Here is a 20,056-nt window from a genome sequence, read left to right on the forward strand (position 1 = left end):
GTCCACGATCAGCCGAGTACCCGAATCCCGCAGCGACCGTCATCTCGGTAGCCACGACAGAAGCCAGCCAGGTCGAATCTCAACGCAACTCGCTTGCTGGACTCCGGGTGCGCCTCGGCGAGCACCCGACTTCCTCCATTCGACGTGCGAGCGCTTCGGACTCAACCGATCTGCGACGCATGTCCGGCAACGACACGCCAGATGCTCCCCGATCGGCGCCACAGGCGCGTATAGGCGAACTTGCCATTGAACGCGATGCCGTCGAAATGACCGGCAAGCGCCGCTTTCGTCGTCGTGAGGATCATCTCGCCGATCGCATTCGCCAGCGTCTCCTGACAGTCCAGCACTTGCAGACGCAGCAGCTTCGCGCGATGCGTGGACAGATCGTCGTGTTTCGAAATGACCTGCCCGCTCGGAATGGTGAAGATCAGATCATCGTCCAGCAACGCGTCGAGCGCGTCGACGTCGTTGGCGAGCATCGCCGCTCGAAGTGCGGCTTCATACGGTTCGATCACTGCACGAACTGCGTCCATGTCGGGGCCTCACACTGGTCCGAAGAATCCGGATTCCACGCATGACCGGCAAACGGGTCACGGTGTCCTTGTTTGTCCGGGCCGGTCAGTATGTGACCCCGCAGGGCGACACGCAACGTCACGCAGACCCCGGCGCAGCCGGCTCCGCGCTGCGTCGTTACCCGAGCAGGCAGCGCCCGCAAGCCTCATCAATCGAACGCACCGCGATCACGGACCGCCAGGCGAGCCCGTCGGTCATTGCTCCGTCTGCGCCGCATTGACATCGCGCCGAAACGCGCCCGGACTCGTGCCCGTCCATTTCCGGAATGCGCGATGAAACGCGCTGGGCTCGGTGAAGCCGAGTTCGATCGCGATTTCCGCGACGCTGAGCGTGTCCGCGCGCAGCAGCGACTGGGCGAGCGCGCCGCGCAGCTCGTCCTTGACCGACGCGAAACTCTGCCCCTCGCTGCGCAAGCGTCGTCGCAGCGTCGCGGGCGTCGTGCCGAGGCGCACGGCCAGCGTGTCGAAGTCTGGCCATTCGGCGGCCGGCAGCGCTTTCAGATGCGCCCGCGTCTTCGCGACCCAGCCGGTGTCGTGCCGGTAGCGGACCAGCAGGTTGCCTGGCGCGCCGCGCAGGAAGGTCTTCAGCGCCTGCGCGGAGCGGATCGTCGGCAACGCGAGGTAGGCGGCGTTGAAGGCGAGCCGGCTGTCGGCGCGGTCGAAATGCACCGGCACGCCGAAGAACTGGTGATAGTCGCTGCGCTGGTCCGGGCTCGGGCATGCGAAATCGATGCGCTGCAACGGGATGCGCCGGCCGATCAGCCAGCAGGCGACGCCGAGCAGGATCAGCCAGAACGTCCGGTAAGCGAACGCCGAATACGGCACCCCCGATTGCGTCAGGATGATCTGCGCCTGGCCTTCGGCGACCACGAGCTCGCCGTGCGGCTCGTCGAGTACCACGCGCAGGAACAGCAGCGCGCGCCGCAGCGCCTTCTCGAGCGTGCCCGCATGCAGCACGGCATGGCATAGCAGCGTGAAGCTGCCGCGCCGCATCGGGCGGGCCGCGAGCCCGAAGAATTCGTCGTCGATCGCGCCGGCGATCGCCAGCCACAGCCGGCCGTACTGCTGCGGCGTGACGGGCTCGTGCACGGCGGCCGACAGCCCTGCCGCGCGCAGCACGGGTTCGGTCGGGATCCGTTGCCGGCGCAGGCTCTCGAGCGCATCTTCGACGAAATCCGGCGAGATCATCTGCGGCCCCATTTTTTCATGCCCTCCAGACATGGCAAAAGCGATCACGATTCTAGATTCTGTTTGTCATTGATTGCAATGTGACGGCTGTCTACCATCATCGATATACCCCGGTTCGCCGGCGGTCATAACAGACAGGAGACACGCATGCGTGATGGAGCAACCGCCCGGGTGGTGCCGGCCTACGCCGACGCCGTGGCCGGCTTTCGTATCGAGACCGCCGCGGCCTACCTGCACGGCGACCTGGCGCAGGGTCTGAACGCCTGCGTCGAATGCTGCGACCGGCATGCGGCGGCGGACGCGAATGCGGTCGCGCTCGACTGGATCGACGTCGGCGGCCAGCACCGCAGCTTCACGTTCGCGCAGATGCAGGCGCTGTCGGCGCGTGTCGCGAACCTGCTGGTCGAGCAGGGCGTGAAACCGGGCGACGTGGTGGCCGGCCTGTTGCCGCGCACGCCCGAACTCGTCGCGACGATCCTCGGCACGTGGCGCGCGGGCGCCGTCTATCAACCGCTCTTCACCGCGTTCGGACCGAAGGCGATCGAGCACCGGCTGCGCATGAGCGATGCGCGGCTGGTCGTCACCAATATCGCGAATCGCGCGAAGCTGGACGAGATCGTGGATTGCCCGCGAGTCGCGACGGTGCGCGAATCGGGCGATGCGCTGCCGGCCCGCGACATCGATTTTCGCGCGGCGCTCGACGCCCGGTCCAACGTGTTCGAACCCGTGCCGCGCAAGGGCACCGACCTGTTCATGATGATGTCGACGTCGGGCACCACGGGCTTGCCGAAGGGCGTGCCGGTGCCGCTCTACGCGCTGCTCGCGTTCGGCGCCTACATGCGCGACGCGGTGGACCTGCGCGCGAGCGACCGCTTCTGGAACATCGCCGATCCGGGCTGGGCGTACGGCCTCTATTACGCGATCACCGGCCCGCTGCTGCTCGGCCATGCCACGACGCTGTACGAGGGCGGTTTCACGGTCGACAGCACCTACGACGTGATCGAACGGCTCGGCATCACGAGCCTCGCCGGTTCGCCGACCGCGTACCGGATGCTGATGGCGGCCGGCACGGAAGCGGCCGCGCGACTGAAAGGGCAGCTGCGTGTGGTCAGCAGCGCCGGCGAACCGCTGAATCCGGAAGTCGTGCGCTGGTTCCACGCGGCGCTCGGTGCGCCGATCTACGATCACTATGGCCAGACCGAACTCGGGATGGTCGTGAACAATCATCACGGGCTCACGCACGTCGTCCATGCCGGTTCGGCCGGCTTCGCGATGCCCGGCTATCGCGTCGCGGTGCTCGACGAAGCCGGTCGCGAACTCGGGCCCGGCGAGCCCGGCAACCTCGCGATCGATATCGCGCGTTCGCCGCTGCTGTGGTTCAACGGCTACTGGCAGCAGGACACGCCGGCGATCGCGGGCGGCTACTACCGGACCGGCGACAACGTCGAGCTCGAGCCGGACGGCACCGTGAGCTTCATCGGCCGCGCGGACGACGTGATCACATCGTCCGGCTACCGGATCGGCCCGTTCGACGTGGAAAGCGCGCTGATCGAGCATCCGGCCGTCAGCGAAGCCGCCGTGATCGGCGTGCCGGACCCGGAGCGCACGGAGATCGTCAAGGCGTTCGTCGTGCTGTCGAAGGGTTTTGACGGCACCCCCGCGCTGGCTGACGAGCTGAGCCAGCACGTGAAGCGGCGGCTCTCGGCGCACGCCTATCCCCGCGCGATCGACTTCGTCGACGCGTTGCCGAAAACCCCGAGCGGCAAGATCCAGCGCTTCGTGCTGCGCAAGATGGAAGCCGAGAAGGTCACTCAATCCTGAACGTCGAATACTGAATACGGACTGCGAATGAACATCAAGGATCGCGTTTTTCTGATTACGGGCGCCGGTTCGGGCCTCGGTGCCGCGGTGGCGCGCATGGTGGTCGCCGAAGGCGGCAAGGCGGTGTTGCTGGACGTCAATGAAGATGCCGGTGCGAGCCTCGCGCACGAACTCGGCGCGGCCACGCGCTTCGTGAAGACCGACGTGACGAGCGAAGCCGACGGGCAGGCGGCGGTTGCGGCCGCGCGCGACGCGTTCGGTCGCATCGACGCGCTCGTGAACTGTGCGGGCGTCGCGCCGGGCGAGAAGGTCGTCGGACGCGAAGGTCCGCATTCGCTCGACCGCTTCGCGCGCGCGGTGTCGATCAACCTGATCGGCACGTTCAACATGATCCGGCTGGCCGCCGATGCGATGTCGAAGCAGGACGCCGATGCGGACGGCGAGCGCGGCGTGATCGTCAACACCGCGTCGGTGGCGGCGTTCGACGGACAGATCGGGCAGGCCGCGTATGCGGCGTCGAAGAGCGGCGTGGTGGGCATGACGCTGCCGATCGCGCGCGANCTCGCGCGGTTCGGCATTCGCGTGGTGACGGTCGCGCCGGGCATCTTCGCGACGCCGATGATGGCCGGCATGCCGCAGGACGTGCAGGACGCGCTCGGCAAGAGCGTGCCGTTCCCGCCGCGGCTCGGCCGCCCCGACGAATTCGCGGCGCTGGTGCGCCACATCGCCGAGAATACGATGCTGAACGGCGAGGTCATCCGTCTCGATGGCGCGCTGCGCATGGCACCGCGCTGACACTGGAGGAATGCAATCATGACGACACAGGATCCGATCGTAATCGTCGGCGCGGCGCGCACGCCGATGGGTGGTTTTCAGGGCGACCTGGCCGCGGCCAGCGCGAGCGAGCTCGGCGCGGTGGCGATTCGCGCGGCGCTCGAACGCGCACGCGTGCCGGCCGAGCGCATCGATGAAATCGTGTTCGGCTGCGTGCTGCCGGCCGGCCAGGGTCAGGCGCCGGCGCGGCAGGCCGCGCTGAAGGCCGGCTTGCCGCTGGGCGCGGGTGCGACCACGGTCAACAAGATGTGCGGTTCCGGGATGAAAGCCGCGATGTTCGCGCACGACCTGCTGCTGGCGGGATCGGCGGACGTGGCGGTGGCGGGCGGGATGGAGAGCATGTCGAATGCGCCGTACCTGCTGCCGAAGGCACGTGCCGGGATGCGCATGGGCCACGGCCAGGTGCTCGACCACATGTTCCTCGACGGGCTCGAGGATGCGTATGACAAGGGCCGGCTGATGGGTACCTTCGCGGAAGATTGCGCGCAGGCCTACTCGTTCACACGCGAGGAACAGGATGCGTTCGCGATCGCGTCACTGACGCGCGCGCAACGCGCGATCGCCGAAGGACGCTTCGTGGCGGAGATCGCACCGGTGACCGTGAAGGCCGGCAAGACGGAAACCGTCGTGTCGATCGACGAGCAACCGGGCAACGCGAAGCTCGACAAGATTCCGACGCTCAAGCCGGCGTTTCGCGAAGGCGGCACGGTGACGGCGGCCAACGCATCGTCGATTTCCGACGGCGCGGCCGCGCTCGTGATGATGCGCCGCTCGGAAGCGGAGCGGCTCGGCCTCACCCCGAAGGCGGTGATCGTCGGGCATTCGACCTACGCGAACAAGCCGGGCCTGTTCGCGACGGCGCCGATCGGCGCGATTCGCAAGCTGTCGGAGAAGACCGGCTGGAACCTGCGCGACGTCGACCTGTTCGAGATCAACGAGGCGTTCGCGGTGGTGGCGATGGCCGCGATGCGCGATCTCGACCTCCCGCACGAGAAGGTCAACGTGCACGGCGGCGCGTGCGCGCTCGGCCATCCGATCGGCGCGTCGGGCGCACGCGTGATGGTGACGCTGCTGGCCGCACTCGAAGCGTATGGACTGAAGCGCGGCGTCGCGTCGCTGTGCATCGGCGGCGGCGAGGCGACGGCGATCGCGATCGAGCGCGTCGCGTAACGCGAACGTAGCGACGCATCACGCGCGAGACGGCACGCACGCCGTCTCGCGACGCGGGCGACGGGCATCGTGTCCGTCGCCCGTCTTGTTTTCCGGAGATGCGCGGCAGCGCTACGCGTGCGCGTTCGGCGATACCGCGCCGCAGGCGCGGATCACGAGCTGCACGACCTGCTCGGTCTTTTCGGCGAACGCCTTCTGCGTGAACGCACGCTTGCCGCTCAGCGCGCGAATCTGCGCATCGAAGTCCGCATAGTGCTGGGTGGTCGCCCAGATCAGGTACATCAGCGCGTGCGCATCGATCGGCGCGAGCAGCCCGCGCGCGATCCAGCCTTCGATCACCTTCACGCGCGTGTCGAACCACGGTTTCACGCGTTCCGACAGGATGTCCTGCATGTGCGCGGCACCGTGGATCATCTCGTTGGCCCACACCTTTGAACCGAGCGGGCGCCGCCGCGACAGGTCCATCTTCGCGCGCACGTAGCTGCCGATCGCTTCGACCGGATCGTCGCCGGCCTCGAACGATCCGGCCGCGCGATGCCAGTCTTCGAACAGGTCGTCGAGCACGCGGCGGTACAGCGCGAGCTTGGTCGGGAAGTAGTAGTGCAGGTTCGCCTTCGGCAGGCCGGCACGTTCCGCGATCATCGCGGTGCTCGCGCCGTCGAGCCCGCGTTCCGCGAATACGGCTTCCGCACAGGCCAGCAGATGCGCTTCGTTGGACTCGCGTATGTGTGCCTTGCGTCGCCGCAAAGGCGTGTCCGTTTCTTCGTCGCCGGTGACCTCGGCGGCGGCATCGTCATGTCTCATCGTTGCCCTCGCGCGGCATGCAGGCCGCGTTGGGCTTCATTCTAGCCGCTGGTTCGCATCGAACGCACGCGCTTGCAACCATCGGCGCAGGCGCGATGCTGCGATGCGATGGCACGTTTCTCGCTCGCTCGATTCGCGCAAGAAAGACATTGCGCTAGGCATTTTGATCGTCTAAAACCTGTCCAATCGGACAGGATTCGACAAGCGGCGGAATGGCGTGCCAACCCGTCCGCCGATTGATCGGACGAACCGCGCGAACGATGCGCACCCGCACCTTGCCGGTGCGGGTTTGCCCCGACAGCAGCAATGCGCGCACCGGCACCGACCGGGATGACGACATGACCGACCCCACAGGAGCGATACGTATGGACGCGGTATCGGAAACAGTGAAACGGGCAGCATTCGACACGTCGATCAAGGTCGACGGCAGGCGGTTGTGGGACAGCCTGATGGAGGTGGCGAAGATCGGCGCGACGCCGAAGGGCGGCGTCTGCCGTCTCGCGCTGACCGATCTCGACAAGGCCGGGCGTGATCTGATCGTCAGTTGGGCGAAGGCGGCGGGCTGCACGGTGACGATCGATACGATGGGCAACGTGTTCATGCGCCGCGCGGGCCGCGTGGCCGACGCGGCGCCGGTCGTCACCGGTTCGCATGCGGATTCCCAGCCGACGGGCGGCCGCTTCGACGGTATCTACGGTGTGCTGGGCGGTCTCGAAGTGATTCGTAGTCTGAACGATCGCGGTATCGAGACCGAGCATCCGGTCGAGGTCGTGATCTGGACCAACGAGGAAGGTTCGCGCTTCGCGCCGGCGATGGTTGCGTCCGGCGTGTTCGCGGGCGTGTTCCCGCTCGAATACGGGCTGTCGCGCAAGGACGTCGACGGCAAGACGATCGGCGAGGAGCTCGCGCGGATCGGCTATGCGGGCGACGTGCCGTGCGGTGGCCGCAAGCTGCACGCGGCGTTCGAGCTGCATATCGAGCAGGGGCCGATTCTCGAAGCGGAGTGCAAGACGATCGGCGTCGTGACCGATGCGCAGGGGCAGCGCTGGTACGAGATCACGTTCACCGGCCAGGAAGCGCACGCGGGGCCGACGCCGATGCCGCGCCGCCGAGATGCGCTGCTCGGCGCGTCGCGCGTCGTCGATCTCGTGAACCGGATCGGCCTCGATCACGCGCCGTTCGGCTGCGCGACGGTCGGGATGATGCAGGTTCATCCGAACTCGCGCAACGTGATTCCGGGGCGCGTGTTCTTCACCGTCGATTTCCGTCATCCGGACGACGCCGTGCTCGCGAAGATGGATGCCGCGTTGCGCGACGGCGTGGCGCGCATCGCGGGCGAGATCGGTCTCGAAACCGAACTCGAGCAGATTTTCTACTACGAGCCCGTCGCATTCGATCCGGCCTGTGTGGCGGCCGTGCGTGGCGCGGCCGATCGCTTCGGCTATGCGCATCGCGACATCGTGTCGGGTGCGGGCCACGACGCGTGCTATCTGGCGCAGGTCGCGCCGACGTCGATGGTGTTCGTACCGTGCGTCGACGGCATCAGCCACAACGAGATCGAGGACGCGACGCCTGCGTGGATCGAGGCCGGCGCGAACGTGCTGCTGCACGCGATGCTGTCGCGCGCGTGCGAGCCGGCTTCATGACGAATCGGATATAGCGGCAGAGCCCGGCAGGCTGCCCATCGCCTGACCGTAGCATTCCTGAACGCAATGCACGGCCGCCCCGACTGCGCAACCGCGGCCGGCGGGGACGGTTTTGTCTCCACCCAGTCGAAGGAACGCGTATGACCACCAAGCCAACCGGCGACATCGCCGCGCATCGCCTGTCGTCCACGCAACTCTCGTGCGAATTCGCCGATATCGCGCCGCTGCTCGATCCGACTGCCGCCGCGGCCGCCGCGAGCCGCTGCCACTACTGCTACGACGCGCCGTGCGTGCAGGCGTGCCCGACGCAGATCGACATCCCGAGCTTCATCCGCAAGATCGGCAACGGCAACCTGAAGGGGGCGGCGACCGACATCCTGTCCGCGAATCCGCTCGGCGGGATGTGCGCACGCGTGTGTCCGACCGAAATCCTGTGCGAAGGCGCATGCGTGCGCAATCACCAGGATGCACAGCCGGTCGCGATCGGCGCGCTGCAGCGGCACGCGACCGACTGGGCGATGGCGAGCGGCGCGGTGCGCTTCACGCGTGCGCCGGACACGGGGCGGCATGTCGCGGTGGTCGGCGCGGGGCCGGCCGGACTCGCGTGCGCGCACCGGCTCGCGCTGGCCGGGCATCGCGTCACGCTGTTCGACGCGCGGCCGAAGGCCGGCGGCCTGAACGAATACGGGATCGCCGCGTACAAGACCGTCGACGATTTCGCGCAGCGCGAAGTCGAGTGGCTGCTGTCGGTCGGCGGCATCGCGCTGCAGACGGGCATCGCGCTCGGCCGCGACGTGACGCTGGACGCGCTGCGCGAGCGGCACGACGCGGTGTTTCTCGCGATGGGCCTCGGCGGCGTGCGCACGCTCGCGATCGACGGCGAGCACTTGACCGGCGTGATGAACGCGGTCGACTTCATCGAGCAGGTGCGGCAGGCGGCCGAGCTGGAGAACGTGCCGGTCGGGCGGCGCGTGGTCGTGATCGGCGGCGGCAACACGGCGATCGACGCGTCCGTGCAGAGCCGCAAGCTCGGCGCGCAGCGCGTGACGATGGTGTACCGGCGCGGCGTGGACGCAATGAGCGCGACCTGGGCCGAACGCGAGTTCGCGCAAAAGAGCGGCGTCACGCTCGTCACGCACGCGACGCCGGTGCGCATCGCGGGCGCGGGCGGGCATGTGACGGGCGTCGAATTCGAGGCCGCGTCGGGCGAGCGCTTCACCGTCGACGCGGACATGGTGCTGAAGGCGATCGGCCAGACGCTGGGGCCGGACGGTGTCGCAGCCGCGTTGCTGACCGCGGACGGGACGCGCATCGCGGTCGATGGGCACGGACGCACCGCGTTGCCCGACGTGTGGGCCGGCGGCGATTGCGCGGCGACGGAGGGCATCGACCTGACGGTGCAGGCCGTGCAGGACGGCAAGCGCGCGGCGGCCGCGATCGACGCGGCGCTCGCGCAGCGCGGTGCGAAGGCCGCCTGAACGCGGCCGGCGCAACGACATCGCGCACGCCACGCAAATCACGCAAATCGCGATCAGCGCCCCATCTTCACGGAGCCGACCATGGCCGACCTTCGCTGCACCATCGCAGGCATCACTTCGCCGAACCCGTTCTGGCTCGCTTCCGCGCCGCCGACCGACAAGGCGTACAACGTCAATCGCGCGTTCGAGGCGGGTTGGGGCGGCGTCGTGTGGAAGACGCTCGGGCTCGATCCGCACGTCGTCAACGTCAGCTCGCGCTACGGCGCGGTGCAGTGGAACGGCCAGCGCATCGCCGGGCTGAACAACATCGAGTTGATCACCGACCGTCCGCTCGACGTGAACCTGAGAGAGATCGCGCAGGTGAAGCGCGACTGGCCCGACCGCGCGCTGATCGTGTCGCTGATGGTGCCGTGCAACGAGCGCGACTGGAAAGGGATCCTGCCGCTCGTCGAGGATACGGGCGCCGATGCGGTCGAGCTGAACTTCGGCTGCCCGCACGGGATGAGCGAGCGCGGGATGGGCGCGGCGGTCGGCCAGGTGCCGGAATACGTCGAGATGGTCACGCGCTGGGTGAAGGAGGGCACGAAGCTGCCGTGCCTGGTGAAGCTCACGCCGAACATCAGCGACATCCGGATGGGTTCGCGTGCCGCCTACAAGGGCGGCGCGGACGGCGTGTCGCTGATCAACACGATCAACTCGATCGTCGCGGTGGATCTCGACCAGATGGCGCCGATGCCGACCGTCGACGGCAAGGGCACGCACGGCGGCTATTGCGGCCCCGCGGTCAAGCCGATCGCGCTGAACATGGTCGCGGAAATCGCGCGCGATCCGGAAACGCCGAACCTGCCGATCTCCGGCATCGGCGGGATTTCGTCGTGGCGCGACGCAGCGGAGTTCATGGTGCTCGGCGCCGGCAGCGTGCAGGTGTGCACCGCCGCGATGCATTACGGCTTCCGGATCGTGTCGGATTTCGTCGACGGGTTGTCGAACTGGATGGACGAGAAGGGCTACGCGACGCTCGACGACGTGCGCGGCCGCGCGGTGCCGAACGTCACCGACTGGAAATACCTGAACCTGAAGTACGACATCAAGGCGCGCATCGACCAGGACCGCTGCATCCAGTGCGGGCTGTGCCATATCGCGTGCGAGGACACGTCGCACCAGGCGATCACGGCCGAGAAGGACGGCGTGCGGCATTTCGACGTGGTGGACGCGGCGTGCGTCGGGTGCAATCTTTGCATGCATGTGTGTCCGGTCGAGCAATGCATCACGATGGAGCGGGTCGACGCGGGCGACTACGCGAACTGGACCACGCATCCGAACAACCCGGCGCGCGCCGACGCAGGTGCGAGCCCGGCGGAGCCCGCGAAGCACGCGAAGGCGGCCTGACCGGCGGCCGGCGGCGCGGTCTCGCTCGCGCTGCTGCTTGTGTCCTGTTCTGCCGGCATCGCACGATGCCGGCGCCGACGTTTACCTGGAGCAGCGTTCGATGAAACCAGCAGCGATTCCCGCCGATCCCGACCGCGCCGAGGCGGCGGCCGGCAGCCTGTACAACGACGACCTCGCGCCCACGACCGCGGCACAGCGCACCTGGCGCTGGTATCACTTCGCGGCGCTGTGGGTCGGGATGGTGATGAACATCGCGTCGTACATGCTCGCGGCCGGGCTGATCCAGGAAGGCATGTCGCCGTGGCAGGCGGTGCTGACGGTGTTGCTCGGCAACCTGATCGTGCTCGTGCCGATGTTGCTGATCGGCCATGCGGGCGCGAAGCACGGGATTCCGTACGCGGTGCTCGTGCGCGCGTCGTTCGGCACGCAGGGCGCGAAGCTGCCCGCGCTGTTGCGCGCGATCGTCGCGTGCGGCTGGTACGGCATCCAGACGTGGCTCGGCGGCAGCGCGATCTACACGCTGCTGAACATCCTGACCGGCAACGCATTGCACGGCGCCGCGCTGCCGCTCGTCGGCATCTCGTTCGGGCAGCTCGCGTGCTTTCTCGTGTTCTGGGCGCTGCAGCTGTACTTCATCCTGCACGGCACCGATTCGATCCGCTGGCTCGAAAGCTGGTCCGCGCCGATCAAGGTCGTGATGTGCGTCGCGCTCGTGTGGTGGGCGACGTCGCAGGCGGGCGGCTTCGGCTCGATGCTGTCGGCGCCGTCGCAGTTCGTCGCGGGCGGCAAGAAGGCGGGACTCTTCTGGGCGACCTTCTGGCCGGGCCTGACCGCGATGGTCGGCTTCTGGGCGACGCTCGCGCTGAACATTCCCGACTTCACGCGCTTCGCGCATTCGCAGCGCGACCAGATGATCGGGCAGTCGATCGGGCTGCCGCTGCCGATGGCGCTGCTGTCGGTGGTATCGGTCGTGGTGACGTCGGCGACCGTCGTGATCTACGGCAACGCGATCTGGGATCCGATCGACCTGACGAGCCGGATGACCGGGATCGGCGTCGGCATCGCGCTCGTGATCCTCACGCTCGACACGATGTGCTGCAACCTCGCCGCGAACCTCGTCGGCCCCGCGTACGACTTTTCGAGCCTGTGGCCCAAGGCGATCTCGTACCGCACCGGCGGGATGATCACGGCGACGATCGCGATCGTGATGATGCCGTGGAAGATCCTCGCGACGACGGACGGCTATATCTTCACCTGGCTCGTCGGCTATTCGGCCCTGCTCGGGCCGGTCGCGGGCATCCTGATGGTCGACTATTTCCTGATTCGCGGCACGCGGCTCGATACGCGCGCGCTGTTCGACGAGCGCGGTGACTTCAGCTATGCGCGCGGCTGGAACCTGGCCGCGCTGGTCGCGCTCGCAGTCGGCGTGCTGCCGAACCTGCCCGGTTTCCTGCACACCGCATTCCCGGCGTCGTTTCCGAACGTGCCGGCGTTCTTCAACACGCTTTACACGTATGCGTGGTTCGTCGGCCTCGTGCTGGCGTCCGGCGTGTACGGCACCTGGATGAAGTGGCGCGCCGCCCAGCGCGCGCAGATCGCGCGCGCATGACGCACGCGGCGCGTGCGATGCGGCACCGGACAGTCAACGAGGAGGCAACGACATGGCAATCCTGATTCGCGGCGGCACCGTGGTCGATGCGGACCGCACCTATCGCGCGGACGTCCTGTGTGCGGACCCGCAGGACGGCGGCACGATCCTGCAGATCGCCGAGACGATCGACGCGCCGGCCGGCGCGACGGTGGTCGATGCGCACGACCAGTACGTGATGCCGGGCGGCATCGATCCGCATACGCACATGGAACTGCCGTTCATGGGCACGACGGCGAGCGACGATTTCTATTCCGGTACGGCCGCGGGGTTGTCGGGCGGCACGACGAGCATCATCGACTTCGTGATCCCGAGCCCGAAGCAGCCGCTGATGGACGCGTTCCGCGAATGGCGCGGCTGGGCCGAGAAGGCGGCGGCCGACTACGGTTTCCACGTGGCCGTCACGTGGTGGGACGAATCCGTGCATCGCGACATGGGCACGCTCGTGCGCGAGCACGGCGTGTCGAGCTTCAAGCACTTCATGGCGTACAAGAACGCGATCATGGCCGACGACGAGGTGCTCGTGAACAGCTTCTCGCGTGCGCTCGAACTCGGCGCGCTGCCGACCGTGCACGCGGAGAACGGCGAGCTCGTGTTCCAGCTGCAGAAGGCGCTGCTCGCGCGCGGGATGACCGGGCCGGAAGCGCATCCGCTGTCGCGACCGCCGGAGGTGGAGGGCGAGGCCGCGAACCGCGCGATCCGCATCGCGCAGGTGCTCGGCGTGCCGGTGTATATCGTGCACGTGTCGTCGAAGGACGCAGTCGATGCGATCACGCGCGCGCGCAGCGAAGGGCTGCGCGTGTTCGGCGAGGTGCTGCCGGGCCATCTGGTGATCGACGAGGCCGTGTATCGCGACCCGGACTGGACGCGTGCGGCCGCGCACGTGATGAGCCCGCCGTTCCGCTCGGCCGAGCATCGCGAGGCGCTGTGGCGCGGGCTGCAGGCCGGGCAGCTGCACACGACGGCAACCGATCACTGCGTGTTCTGCGCATCGCAGAAGGCGATGGGCCGCGAGGACTTCACGAAGATCCCGAACGGCTGCGGCGGGGTCGAGGACCGCATGTCGGTACTGTGGCATCACGGGGTGAATCACGGCCGCATCACGCCGAACGAGTTCGTGCGGATCACGTCGACGAACGCCGCGCAGATCTTCAACCTGTATCCGCGCAAGGGCGCCGTGCAGGTCGGCGCCGATGCCGATCTGGTCGTGTGGGATCCGGCCGCGACGAAGACAATCTCGGTGAAGACCCATCACCAGCAGGTCGACTTCAACGTGTTCGAAGGGATGACGGTGCAGGGCGTCGCGACGCACACGCTCACGCGCGGCGCGCTCGCATGGGCCGACGGCGAGCTGCGGGCGGTGCGCGGCGCGGGCCGCTACCTGAAGCGGCCGCCCGCGGCCGGCTACTACGAGGCCGCGCGCATCGCGAACCGGCTGCGCGAACCGCATCCGGTCGAGCGCACCGGCTGAGTGCATCGGCCCAGGCCGGTCGAGCGCGCGGCGGGCGCGCTCGCCGCGGCGGTCAGCGCGCGTCGTTCGCGGTCGCTTCGCGGATCGGGATCACGGTGCGCGCGCCGCACTGGCGCAGCAGGTCGCGCAGTTCGTTGATGACCGGAAACACCTCGTGGTTCCAGTCGGCGCCCTGCCGGTCGTGCGCTTCCTGTTCGCGCTCGACGATCCAGCGATCCTCGCGGAAGATCCGCTCGGTGAACCACACCAGCAGCGGCCACGCGAGATCGAGTGCGAACGGGATGCCCGGCTTGTGGATCGACAGCAGTCCGAACGTGCGGTTGGTGCGCTGCTCGGCGTCGAGCGGCACGTAGACGATCCACAGGTCCATCACGAGCGTGCCTTCGCTCGAGCGGATCTGCAAGGTCTGGTACGGGTAGCCGGTGCGCACCGTCATCACGCTCTTGTCGGCCTGGTCGGCCGGCTTCTTGCTGGCGCCGAACACGAGCGCCTCGCCGACCGGCTGCTTGCCTTCCATCCGCGCGAACGTGTAGTCGACCTCGACCCAGTCGTCGCCGCGCCGGCGGCCGACGCTGCGCGCGCGCATCTGCCCCATCTGCTTGCGATGCAGGAACTGATGGTTCATGTCCATCAGGTTCTCGTGCATGAACGAGTAGTGGCACTTGACCTCGCGGCCGAAGCGGCGGGTCTTGTATGCGCGATCGTCCGCCGATTCGAGCGCGGGGAACGGGCGTTCGTCGGCGAGCGTCGCGTCGCCGGGGAACACGAAGATCAGCCCGTGCGCTTCGCGGCACGGATACGCGCGCACGCCGTTCGGCAACCGATCGCGGCCGAGGTACGGCACGTCGATGCAGCGGCCGCTGTCGCACGCGTAGGTCCAGCCGTGGTAGCAGCAGCGCAGCGTTTCGCCGCTCACGACGCCCGCATGCAGTGGCACCTGGCGGTGCGCGCAACGATCTTCGAGCGCATGGACGGCGCCGGATTCGGTGCGCACGAGCACGATCGGATCGCCGGCGAAGCGCACGCCGAGCGTCTTGCCGCGCTTGAGTTCGCGCGACCACGCGAGCGGATACCAATGATCGGGATGGATGGGCACGCGGCGCAGGTCGCGCACGACGGTACCGGTGGACGGTTCTTCGAGGGTGCTGCTGTCAGACAAAGGCACTGCGCGCATGCGTGACGCCTCCTGGCTGGCTGGAGAGTTCCGCGCGCCGCGCGAGGCGGCGGGGATCCGATCTGGAGAAGTCTACGCGAAGTTCGTCCGCGAGGCAGACCCGATTCGGGTTTGCCCGGTCGGGCCGGCCCGCGGTTCGTTGATGCAGCGCAAATATGGACGGCGGCGCGGGCCCGGGCCGGCCGGGTCACGCCGCACGCGGGCCGCAACGCCGACGGGCCGCCCGGCGGCCCGTCACAGCCGGGCGTCGCGCCACAGCACCGCGTCGGCACGGTACAGCGCCGGGAAGCGCTGCTTCAGCCCGGCCACCTTCGGCAGGTCGTTGAACGCGATGTACGGCGCATCGGGATGCAGTTCGAGGTAGTTCTGGTGATACGCCTCGGCCGGATAGAAACCCTTGTAGGCCTCGACGCGCGTGACGACGGGCGCCGGGAACGTGTGCGCGGTGCCGAGCTGGGCGATGTACGCGGTCGCGACGGCCCGCTGCTGGGCGGTGGTCGGGAAGATCGCCGATCGGTATTGCGAACCTTCGTCGGGGCCCTGCCGGTTGAGTTCGGTCGGGTCGTGCGCGACCGAGAAGAACACCTGCAGCAGCCGGCCGTAGGTGATCTGCGTCGGGTCGTAGACGATGCGCACCGATTCCGCGTGGCCGGTCAGCCCGGTGCCGACCAGCGCGTAATGCGCGGTTTCGGACGCGCCGCCGGCATAGCCGGCCGTGACCTGCTTCACCCCCTTCACGTGCTCGAATACGCCCTGCACGCCCCAGAAGCAGCCGCCGGCGAGCACGGCCGTTTCTTCGTGGGTCGCGCCCGGCGTTTCATCGAGCGTCGGTGCGGGCACGGTGCGCATCGGTTCCGCGGAACTGACGACGCGCTGGTAGCCGAACACGGCCGCCGCCGCGATGGCGATCGCGCCGATGCGGCGCAGCACGGCCGCCCGCCGCCGCGAGGCGGAATCGCGAGTGGATGTCGGGATCATGGATTGCTCCTTTGAAATACGGGACGGAATAGCGCGGTCGGGTGGCGGCGTTCCCATTCAACCAAACGTGAACGCATACGCATCGACGCCGGTGTCGAGGAATTCGATCGAGAACGTGCGGTCCGCGATTGCGCCCGGCTGCCGGACGAGCTGGTACAGGCGTTGGCCGGTGACGGTGCCGTAGCCCTGCGCGTCGACGTCGGCGCCGTGTGCCGCGCCGGGCGCCGCGCCGTCGAGCGTCACGCGAAAGCGCACCGGCTTGCCGCTCGCGTCCGGGCCGAGCACGAGGTGCAGGTCGCGCGCATGGAAGCGGTAGACGATCCGGCCGGCCGGCGCCGCGAGCGTCGCGCGCTCGGCGCCGACCTGCCACGTGCCGGCGAGACCCCAGTCGTTCAGGCCGGGGTGCGCGGGCGCATCGTAGCGGTGTGCGGTGTCGCGTACCACGCCGCCCGGCGACGTGAAGTCTTCCGCGCGGGCATAGCCGACATAGGTTTCGGGCGAGCGGACGTCCGCGCTGTCGGCCGCCGCGAGGGCGCCCTTCGCGGGCGCGCCGGTGAGCCCGAGCGGCACGTTCAGTGCTTCCGGATGGCCGGCTTCGGCGAGCAGCGCCTGGATCGCGCGTTCCGACTGCGCGTATTCGCCTTCGCCGAAGTGGTGATGGCGGATCCGCCCTTGCGCGTCGACGAAGTAGTGCGCGGGCCAGTATTCATTGCCGAACGCGCGCCAGATCGCATAGCCGTTGTCGATCGCGACCGGGTAGTCGATGCCGAGATCGCGCACGGCCTTTTTCACGTTGCCGATGTCGCGCTCGAACGCGAACTCCGGCGCGTGCACGCCGATCACGACGAGACCGTACGGCGCGTACTTGCGCGCCCAGGCGGTCGTGTACGGCAGCGTGCGCAGGCAGTTGATGCACGAGTACGTCCAGAAGTCGACGAGCACGACCTTGCCGCGCAGGCCGGCGGCCGTCAGCGGCGGCGAGTTGAGCCACTGCACGGCGCCGTCGAGCGACGGCAGCGTGCCTTCGACGGGCAGCGCGGCCGGTGCCGGCACCGGCATCGCGGGCATCGTGCCGGCGGCGCGCATCATCGCGCTACCGGTCATTGCGCCGCCGGCCTCGGGGGCATCGCCGGACGCCGCGGCCATCATCGCGCCGCTTGCCGCATCGCCGTTGCCGCTGTCGGCATGGTTCGTCGCGGACATCGCCGCCGGCGCGCCCGTCGAGCGTCCGCCGAACCGGTCGACGAGTTTCGTCTCGAGGCTGCCGGTCGTGACGGTCGACAGTTGCGCGAGCGCCCCCGTATCGAGGCCGAGCGCGATCGCGCCGACGCCGGCCAGCAGCGCCACGCCGATCCCGCGCCGGATCCATTCGCCGGCGCCGAGCGAGCGCTTCATCGCGGCGAACACCTTGCCGCCGATCACGAGCGCGACACCGAGCGAGGTCGCCGCGCCGGCCGCATACGCGACCAGCAGCAGTGTCGTGCCGACGCTGGCACCGCGCAGCGCGGCACCGGTCAGCACGAGCCCGAGGATCGGGCCCGCGCACGGCGCCCACAGCAGGCCGGTCGCGACGCCGAGCAGCAGCGACGACACCGGGCCGGCCGGACGGCCGTCGCGCTGCGCGAAGCCGGTGAGCCGGTTGCCGGCCGCGACGAGCGGGCGGGTCAGGTGTTCGGCGAAGCGCGGCAGCAGCAGCGTCAGGCCGAACACCGCGAGCAGCACGATGGCGAGCCAGCGGCCGGCCTGGTTGGCCTGCGCGACCCAGCCGCCGCCGACGGCGGCGAGCGTCGCGACGACGGCGAACGTCAGCGCCATGCCGATCAGCAACGGCAGGCCGGTACGCACGAACGGCTGGTCGGCGCGCGCGAACACGAACGGCAGCACGGGCAGGATGCACGGGCTCAGGATCGTGAGCACGCCGCCGAGATAGGCGAGGACGATGAGCAGCATGGAGCAGTCTCCGGTCGTTCAGGAAGGCGGCGGCCGGTCAGGCGGCGGCCGGGTGGAAGGCGAGCGCGAGCCCGTTCATGCAGTAGCGCAGGCCGGTGGGCGGCGGGCCGTCGTCGAACACATGACCGAGATGGCCGCCGCAGCGGCGGCAGTGCACTTCGGTGCGCGCCATCCCGTACGACGGATCGGCCTGCGTCGCGACCGCATGGTCGAGCGGCTTCCAGAAGCTCGGCCAGCCGGTGTGACTGTCGAACTTGGTGCCGGACGAGAACAGCGCGAGGTCGCAGCCGGCGCATGCGAACGTGCCGTGGCGGTGCTCGTCGTTCAGCGGGCTGCTGTACGGCGGTTCGGTGCCGGCGTCGCGCAGCACGGTGTATTGGGCGGGCGTGAGGCGGCGGCGCCATTCGGCGTCCGTGCGGGTGATCTCGAACGGGGCGGCCGTCGGTGCGGCGAAGACGCGGCCGACGAGCGCACGGCGGCCAGTCGACGACAGCGCCGCGAGCGCGGCGAGGCCGGTGGCGCCGGCGAACAGCAGATGTCTGCGGGTGGGCATGGCGGGCTCCTGGAAACAGGTCCTGAAAACATGCGCACAGAGTAGGCAGCGGCCGGTGTCGAAGTCCTCACGGAGAGTTAAACGATTTGTGATTGTTAGCGTTTCTTAGAGCAAAATAGTTGCGTCACTCCAGAATCCTCGTGTCGCGGCGGTAACGTCCTGATTTCTAGACCGATTTCCGAGGCAGCGCACGGCCGGTCGAGACGCTGAGTGCAGACGGGGCGCTCTCTGCCTCAAGCTCAGCCACCTATGCCGGAAAAGCAGTGTTGCAGTACATCCGGGGCCGATCGGGTCAGACTGTTCTCGGCCAACTAGAGTCGTTCGAGGGTTTCCTGCAGATGGCAGAAACCGACGGCATAACGGCCGTCCACTTCAACGCGACGCGTTAAGGGATTGAGTCGAGCTACTGCACCGTGACTGATGCATTGAAGGCGGCAGGGATGTCAGGGGCGGAGCAGATACCGAGTCAATCCACTTTCTGTTTCGGCGCGTCACTGTGGGCGGCAGTTTAACCCGTTAGCCAGTTCAACTCTCGGACCGTTTCAGCCTCATGGAAACGGAAAATCGTTCGGCCGGGTGAATGCTGATCGAGATTTCGAACGCAACGCCCGTCGAATCGAGATAGCGCCGCACGATTTCGAGCGCGGCCGTTCCCGCCGGGATGTGCAGTCGCGCAGCCATTTCCGGCGAGACGTTTACCGCCTGCACGTTCTGCTGGATCTCCGCAACGCATCGCCCGTAACGCGTCTCGATCAATGAACTGATCAACGTATCCGGCTCGTGACGAGCCGTCTCCGCGATTTCCACATAGCCCGGATCGATATAGACGTCCGTCCAGCCGATTGGCGGACGCGTCGTGTCGCGTTCCACGCGCAGGCTCGAAATGCGCAGCCAGCGTGCGCCTTCTTCGCACTTCAGAACCTTCGCGAGCTTGCCCTGCGCCGCAAGCGCCTCGATCGACTGCACCACGCGCAGGTTCTCCGAACCGAACTGGACGAGATCCTCGATCGAAGCGAGCGACGGCCGGAAGTCGTTTTTCGGTTGCGCCGATTCGACACGCGTTCCCGCGTTCTTGCGCCGAGACACGAAGCCAAGTTGCTGCAGTTCGTGCAGCGCCGCGCGGATCGTGTGCCGGCTCGTCTTGTACAGATCGCGCAATTCAAGCTCGGTCGGCAAGTACGAGCCGACCGGAAAGCGGCCAGACGCGATGCCTTCGGTCAGGTCGCGCGCGATCTCGGCGAAATGGGGTCTGTTCATTTTCTCTGCGTATCGGTCATCGCCGACAGTTTAAGGGTAAACATCGCTTGAGCGATATGTCCGGACATAATAGCCTTCTATATGTCCGGACATATAGACGCATTCGGTTTCAAGGTCCGATGC

General features: G+C 68.1%; 16 protein-coding genes. 8 read left to right on the plus strand and 8 right to left on the minus strand.

Annotation, left to right across the window (positions count from 1 at the left end):
- Positions 1 to 161 precede the first annotated feature (161 nt).
- Both ACTJKF_RS07990 and ACTJKF_RS07995 read right to left on the minus strand, forming a co-directional pair.
- Positions 162 to 533 carry a nuclear transport factor 2 family protein gene (locus ACTJKF_RS07990; protein WP_440623023.1) on the minus strand — a complete coding sequence of 124 codons (372 nt, stop codon included), beginning with the start codon at positions 531 to 533 and terminating at the stop codon, positions 162 to 164.
- Between the two features lie 234 nt (positions 534 to 767).
- A complete protein-coding gene (locus tag ACTJKF_RS07995; RefSeq protein ID WP_440623024.1) occupies positions 768 to 1,772 on the minus strand; it encodes an AraC family transcriptional regulator in 1,005 nt (334 codons plus the stop codon).
- A 135-nt stretch (positions 1,773 to 1,907) separates the two neighbouring features.
- Between ACTJKF_RS07995 and ACTJKF_RS08000 the strand changes: the two genes are divergently transcribed.
- From ACTJKF_RS08000 to ACTJKF_RS08010, 3 genes are all read left to right on the plus strand, one after another.
- The gene (locus ACTJKF_RS08000) at positions 1,908 to 3,581 is read left to right on the plus strand and encodes an acyl-CoA synthetase (protein WP_440623025.1); all 1,674 of its coding nucleotides are present in this window, start codon (positions 1,908 to 1,910) and stop codon (positions 3,579 to 3,581) included.
- Between the two features lie 27 nt (positions 3,582 to 3,608).
- Entirely contained in the window at positions 3,609 to 4,376 is a 768-nt protein-coding gene (locus tag ACTJKF_RS08005; RefSeq protein ID WP_440623026.1) for a 3-hydroxyacyl-CoA dehydrogenase, read from the plus strand.
- An 18-nt stretch (positions 4,377 to 4,394) separates the two neighbouring features.
- Positions 4,395 to 5,585 (plus strand): acetyl-CoA C-acetyltransferase, encoded by a 1,191-nt coding sequence (locus ACTJKF_RS08010; RefSeq protein WP_440623027.1) that lies wholly within the window; start codon positions 4,395 to 4,397, stop codon positions 5,583 to 5,585.
- Positions 5,586 to 5,696: 111 nt separating this feature from the next.
- On the opposite strand, the gene ACTJKF_RS08015 is transcribed toward ACTJKF_RS08010, so the two are convergent.
- Positions 5,697 to 6,389 carry a TetR/AcrR family transcriptional regulator gene (locus ACTJKF_RS08015; RefSeq protein WP_440623028.1) on the minus strand — a complete coding sequence of 231 codons (693 nt, stop codon included), beginning with the start codon at positions 6,387 to 6,389 and terminating at the stop codon, positions 5,697 to 5,699.
- A 365-nt stretch (positions 6,390 to 6,754) separates the two neighbouring features.
- On the opposite strand from ACTJKF_RS08015, the gene ACTJKF_RS08020 reads away from it, so the two are divergent.
- The 5 genes from ACTJKF_RS08020 (at position 6,755) to hydA (ending at position 14,021) form a co-directional block, all read left to right on the plus strand.
- Positions 6,755 to 8,035, plus strand: coding sequence for a Zn-dependent hydrolase (locus ACTJKF_RS08020; protein ID WP_440623029.1), 1,281 nt, complete (start codon positions 6,755 to 6,757; stop codon positions 8,033 to 8,035).
- Positions 8,036 to 8,175: 140 nt separating this feature from the next.
- Positions 8,176 to 9,513 carry an NAD(P)-dependent oxidoreductase gene (locus tag ACTJKF_RS08025; protein WP_440623030.1) on the plus strand — a complete coding sequence of 446 codons (1,338 nt, stop codon included), beginning with the start codon at positions 8,176 to 8,178 and terminating at the stop codon, positions 9,511 to 9,513.
- A gap of 81 nt (positions 9,514 to 9,594) precedes the next feature.
- Positions 9,595 to 10,902, plus strand: coding sequence for an NAD-dependent dihydropyrimidine dehydrogenase subunit PreA (gene preA, locus ACTJKF_RS08030; RefSeq protein ID WP_440623031.1), 1,308 nt, complete (start codon positions 9,595 to 9,597; stop codon positions 10,900 to 10,902).
- 100 nt (positions 10,903 to 11,002) lie between these two features.
- Positions 11,003 to 12,511 carry an NCS1 family nucleobase:cation symporter-1 gene (locus tag ACTJKF_RS08035; RefSeq protein ID WP_440623032.1) on the plus strand — a complete coding sequence of 503 codons (1,509 nt, stop codon included), beginning with the start codon at positions 11,003 to 11,005 and terminating at the stop codon, positions 12,509 to 12,511.
- Between the two features lie 52 nt (positions 12,512 to 12,563).
- Entirely contained in the window at positions 12,564 to 14,021 is a 1,458-nt protein-coding gene (gene hydA / locus ACTJKF_RS08040) for a dihydropyrimidinase (RefSeq protein WP_440623033.1), read from the plus strand.
- Positions 14,022 to 14,073: 52 nt separating this feature from the next.
- On the opposite strand, the gene ACTJKF_RS08045 is transcribed toward hydA, so the two are convergent.
- The 5 genes from ACTJKF_RS08045 to ACTJKF_RS08065 form a co-directional block, all read right to left on the minus strand.
- Positions 14,074 to 15,195, minus strand: a complete 1,122-nt coding sequence (locus tag ACTJKF_RS08045) for a Rieske 2Fe-2S domain-containing protein (protein WP_440623034.1) — start codon at positions 15,193 to 15,195, stop codon at positions 14,074 to 14,076.
- Positions 15,196 to 15,429: 234 nt separating this feature from the next.
- Positions 15,430 to 16,173 (minus strand): peptide-methionine (S)-S-oxide reductase MsrA, encoded by a 744-nt coding sequence (msrA, locus tag ACTJKF_RS08050; RefSeq protein ID WP_440623035.1) that lies wholly within the window; start codon positions 16,171 to 16,173, stop codon positions 15,430 to 15,432.
- A 57-nt stretch (positions 16,174 to 16,230) separates the two neighbouring features.
- Positions 16,231 to 18,123, minus strand: coding sequence for a cytochrome c biogenesis protein DipZ (locus ACTJKF_RS08055; RefSeq protein ID WP_440623036.1), 1,893 nt, complete (start codon positions 18,121 to 18,123; stop codon positions 16,231 to 16,233).
- A gap of 37 nt (positions 18,124 to 18,160) precedes the next feature.
- Positions 18,161 to 18,676, minus strand: a complete 516-nt coding sequence (gene msrB, locus ACTJKF_RS08060; RefSeq protein ID WP_440623037.1) for a peptide-methionine (R)-S-oxide reductase MsrB — start codon at positions 18,674 to 18,676, stop codon at positions 18,161 to 18,163.
- Between the two features lie 525 nt (positions 18,677 to 19,201).
- Positions 19,202 to 19,933 (minus strand): GntR family transcriptional regulator, encoded by a 732-nt coding sequence (locus ACTJKF_RS08065; protein WP_440623038.1) that lies wholly within the window; start codon positions 19,931 to 19,933, stop codon positions 19,202 to 19,204.
- Positions 19,934 to 20,056 lie beyond the last annotated feature (123 nt).

Origin of the sequence: Burkholderia sp. 22313, from assembly GCF_052045245.1 — a bacterium.
Taxonomy (GTDB): Bacteria; Pseudomonadota; Gammaproteobacteria; order Burkholderiales; family Burkholderiaceae; genus Burkholderia.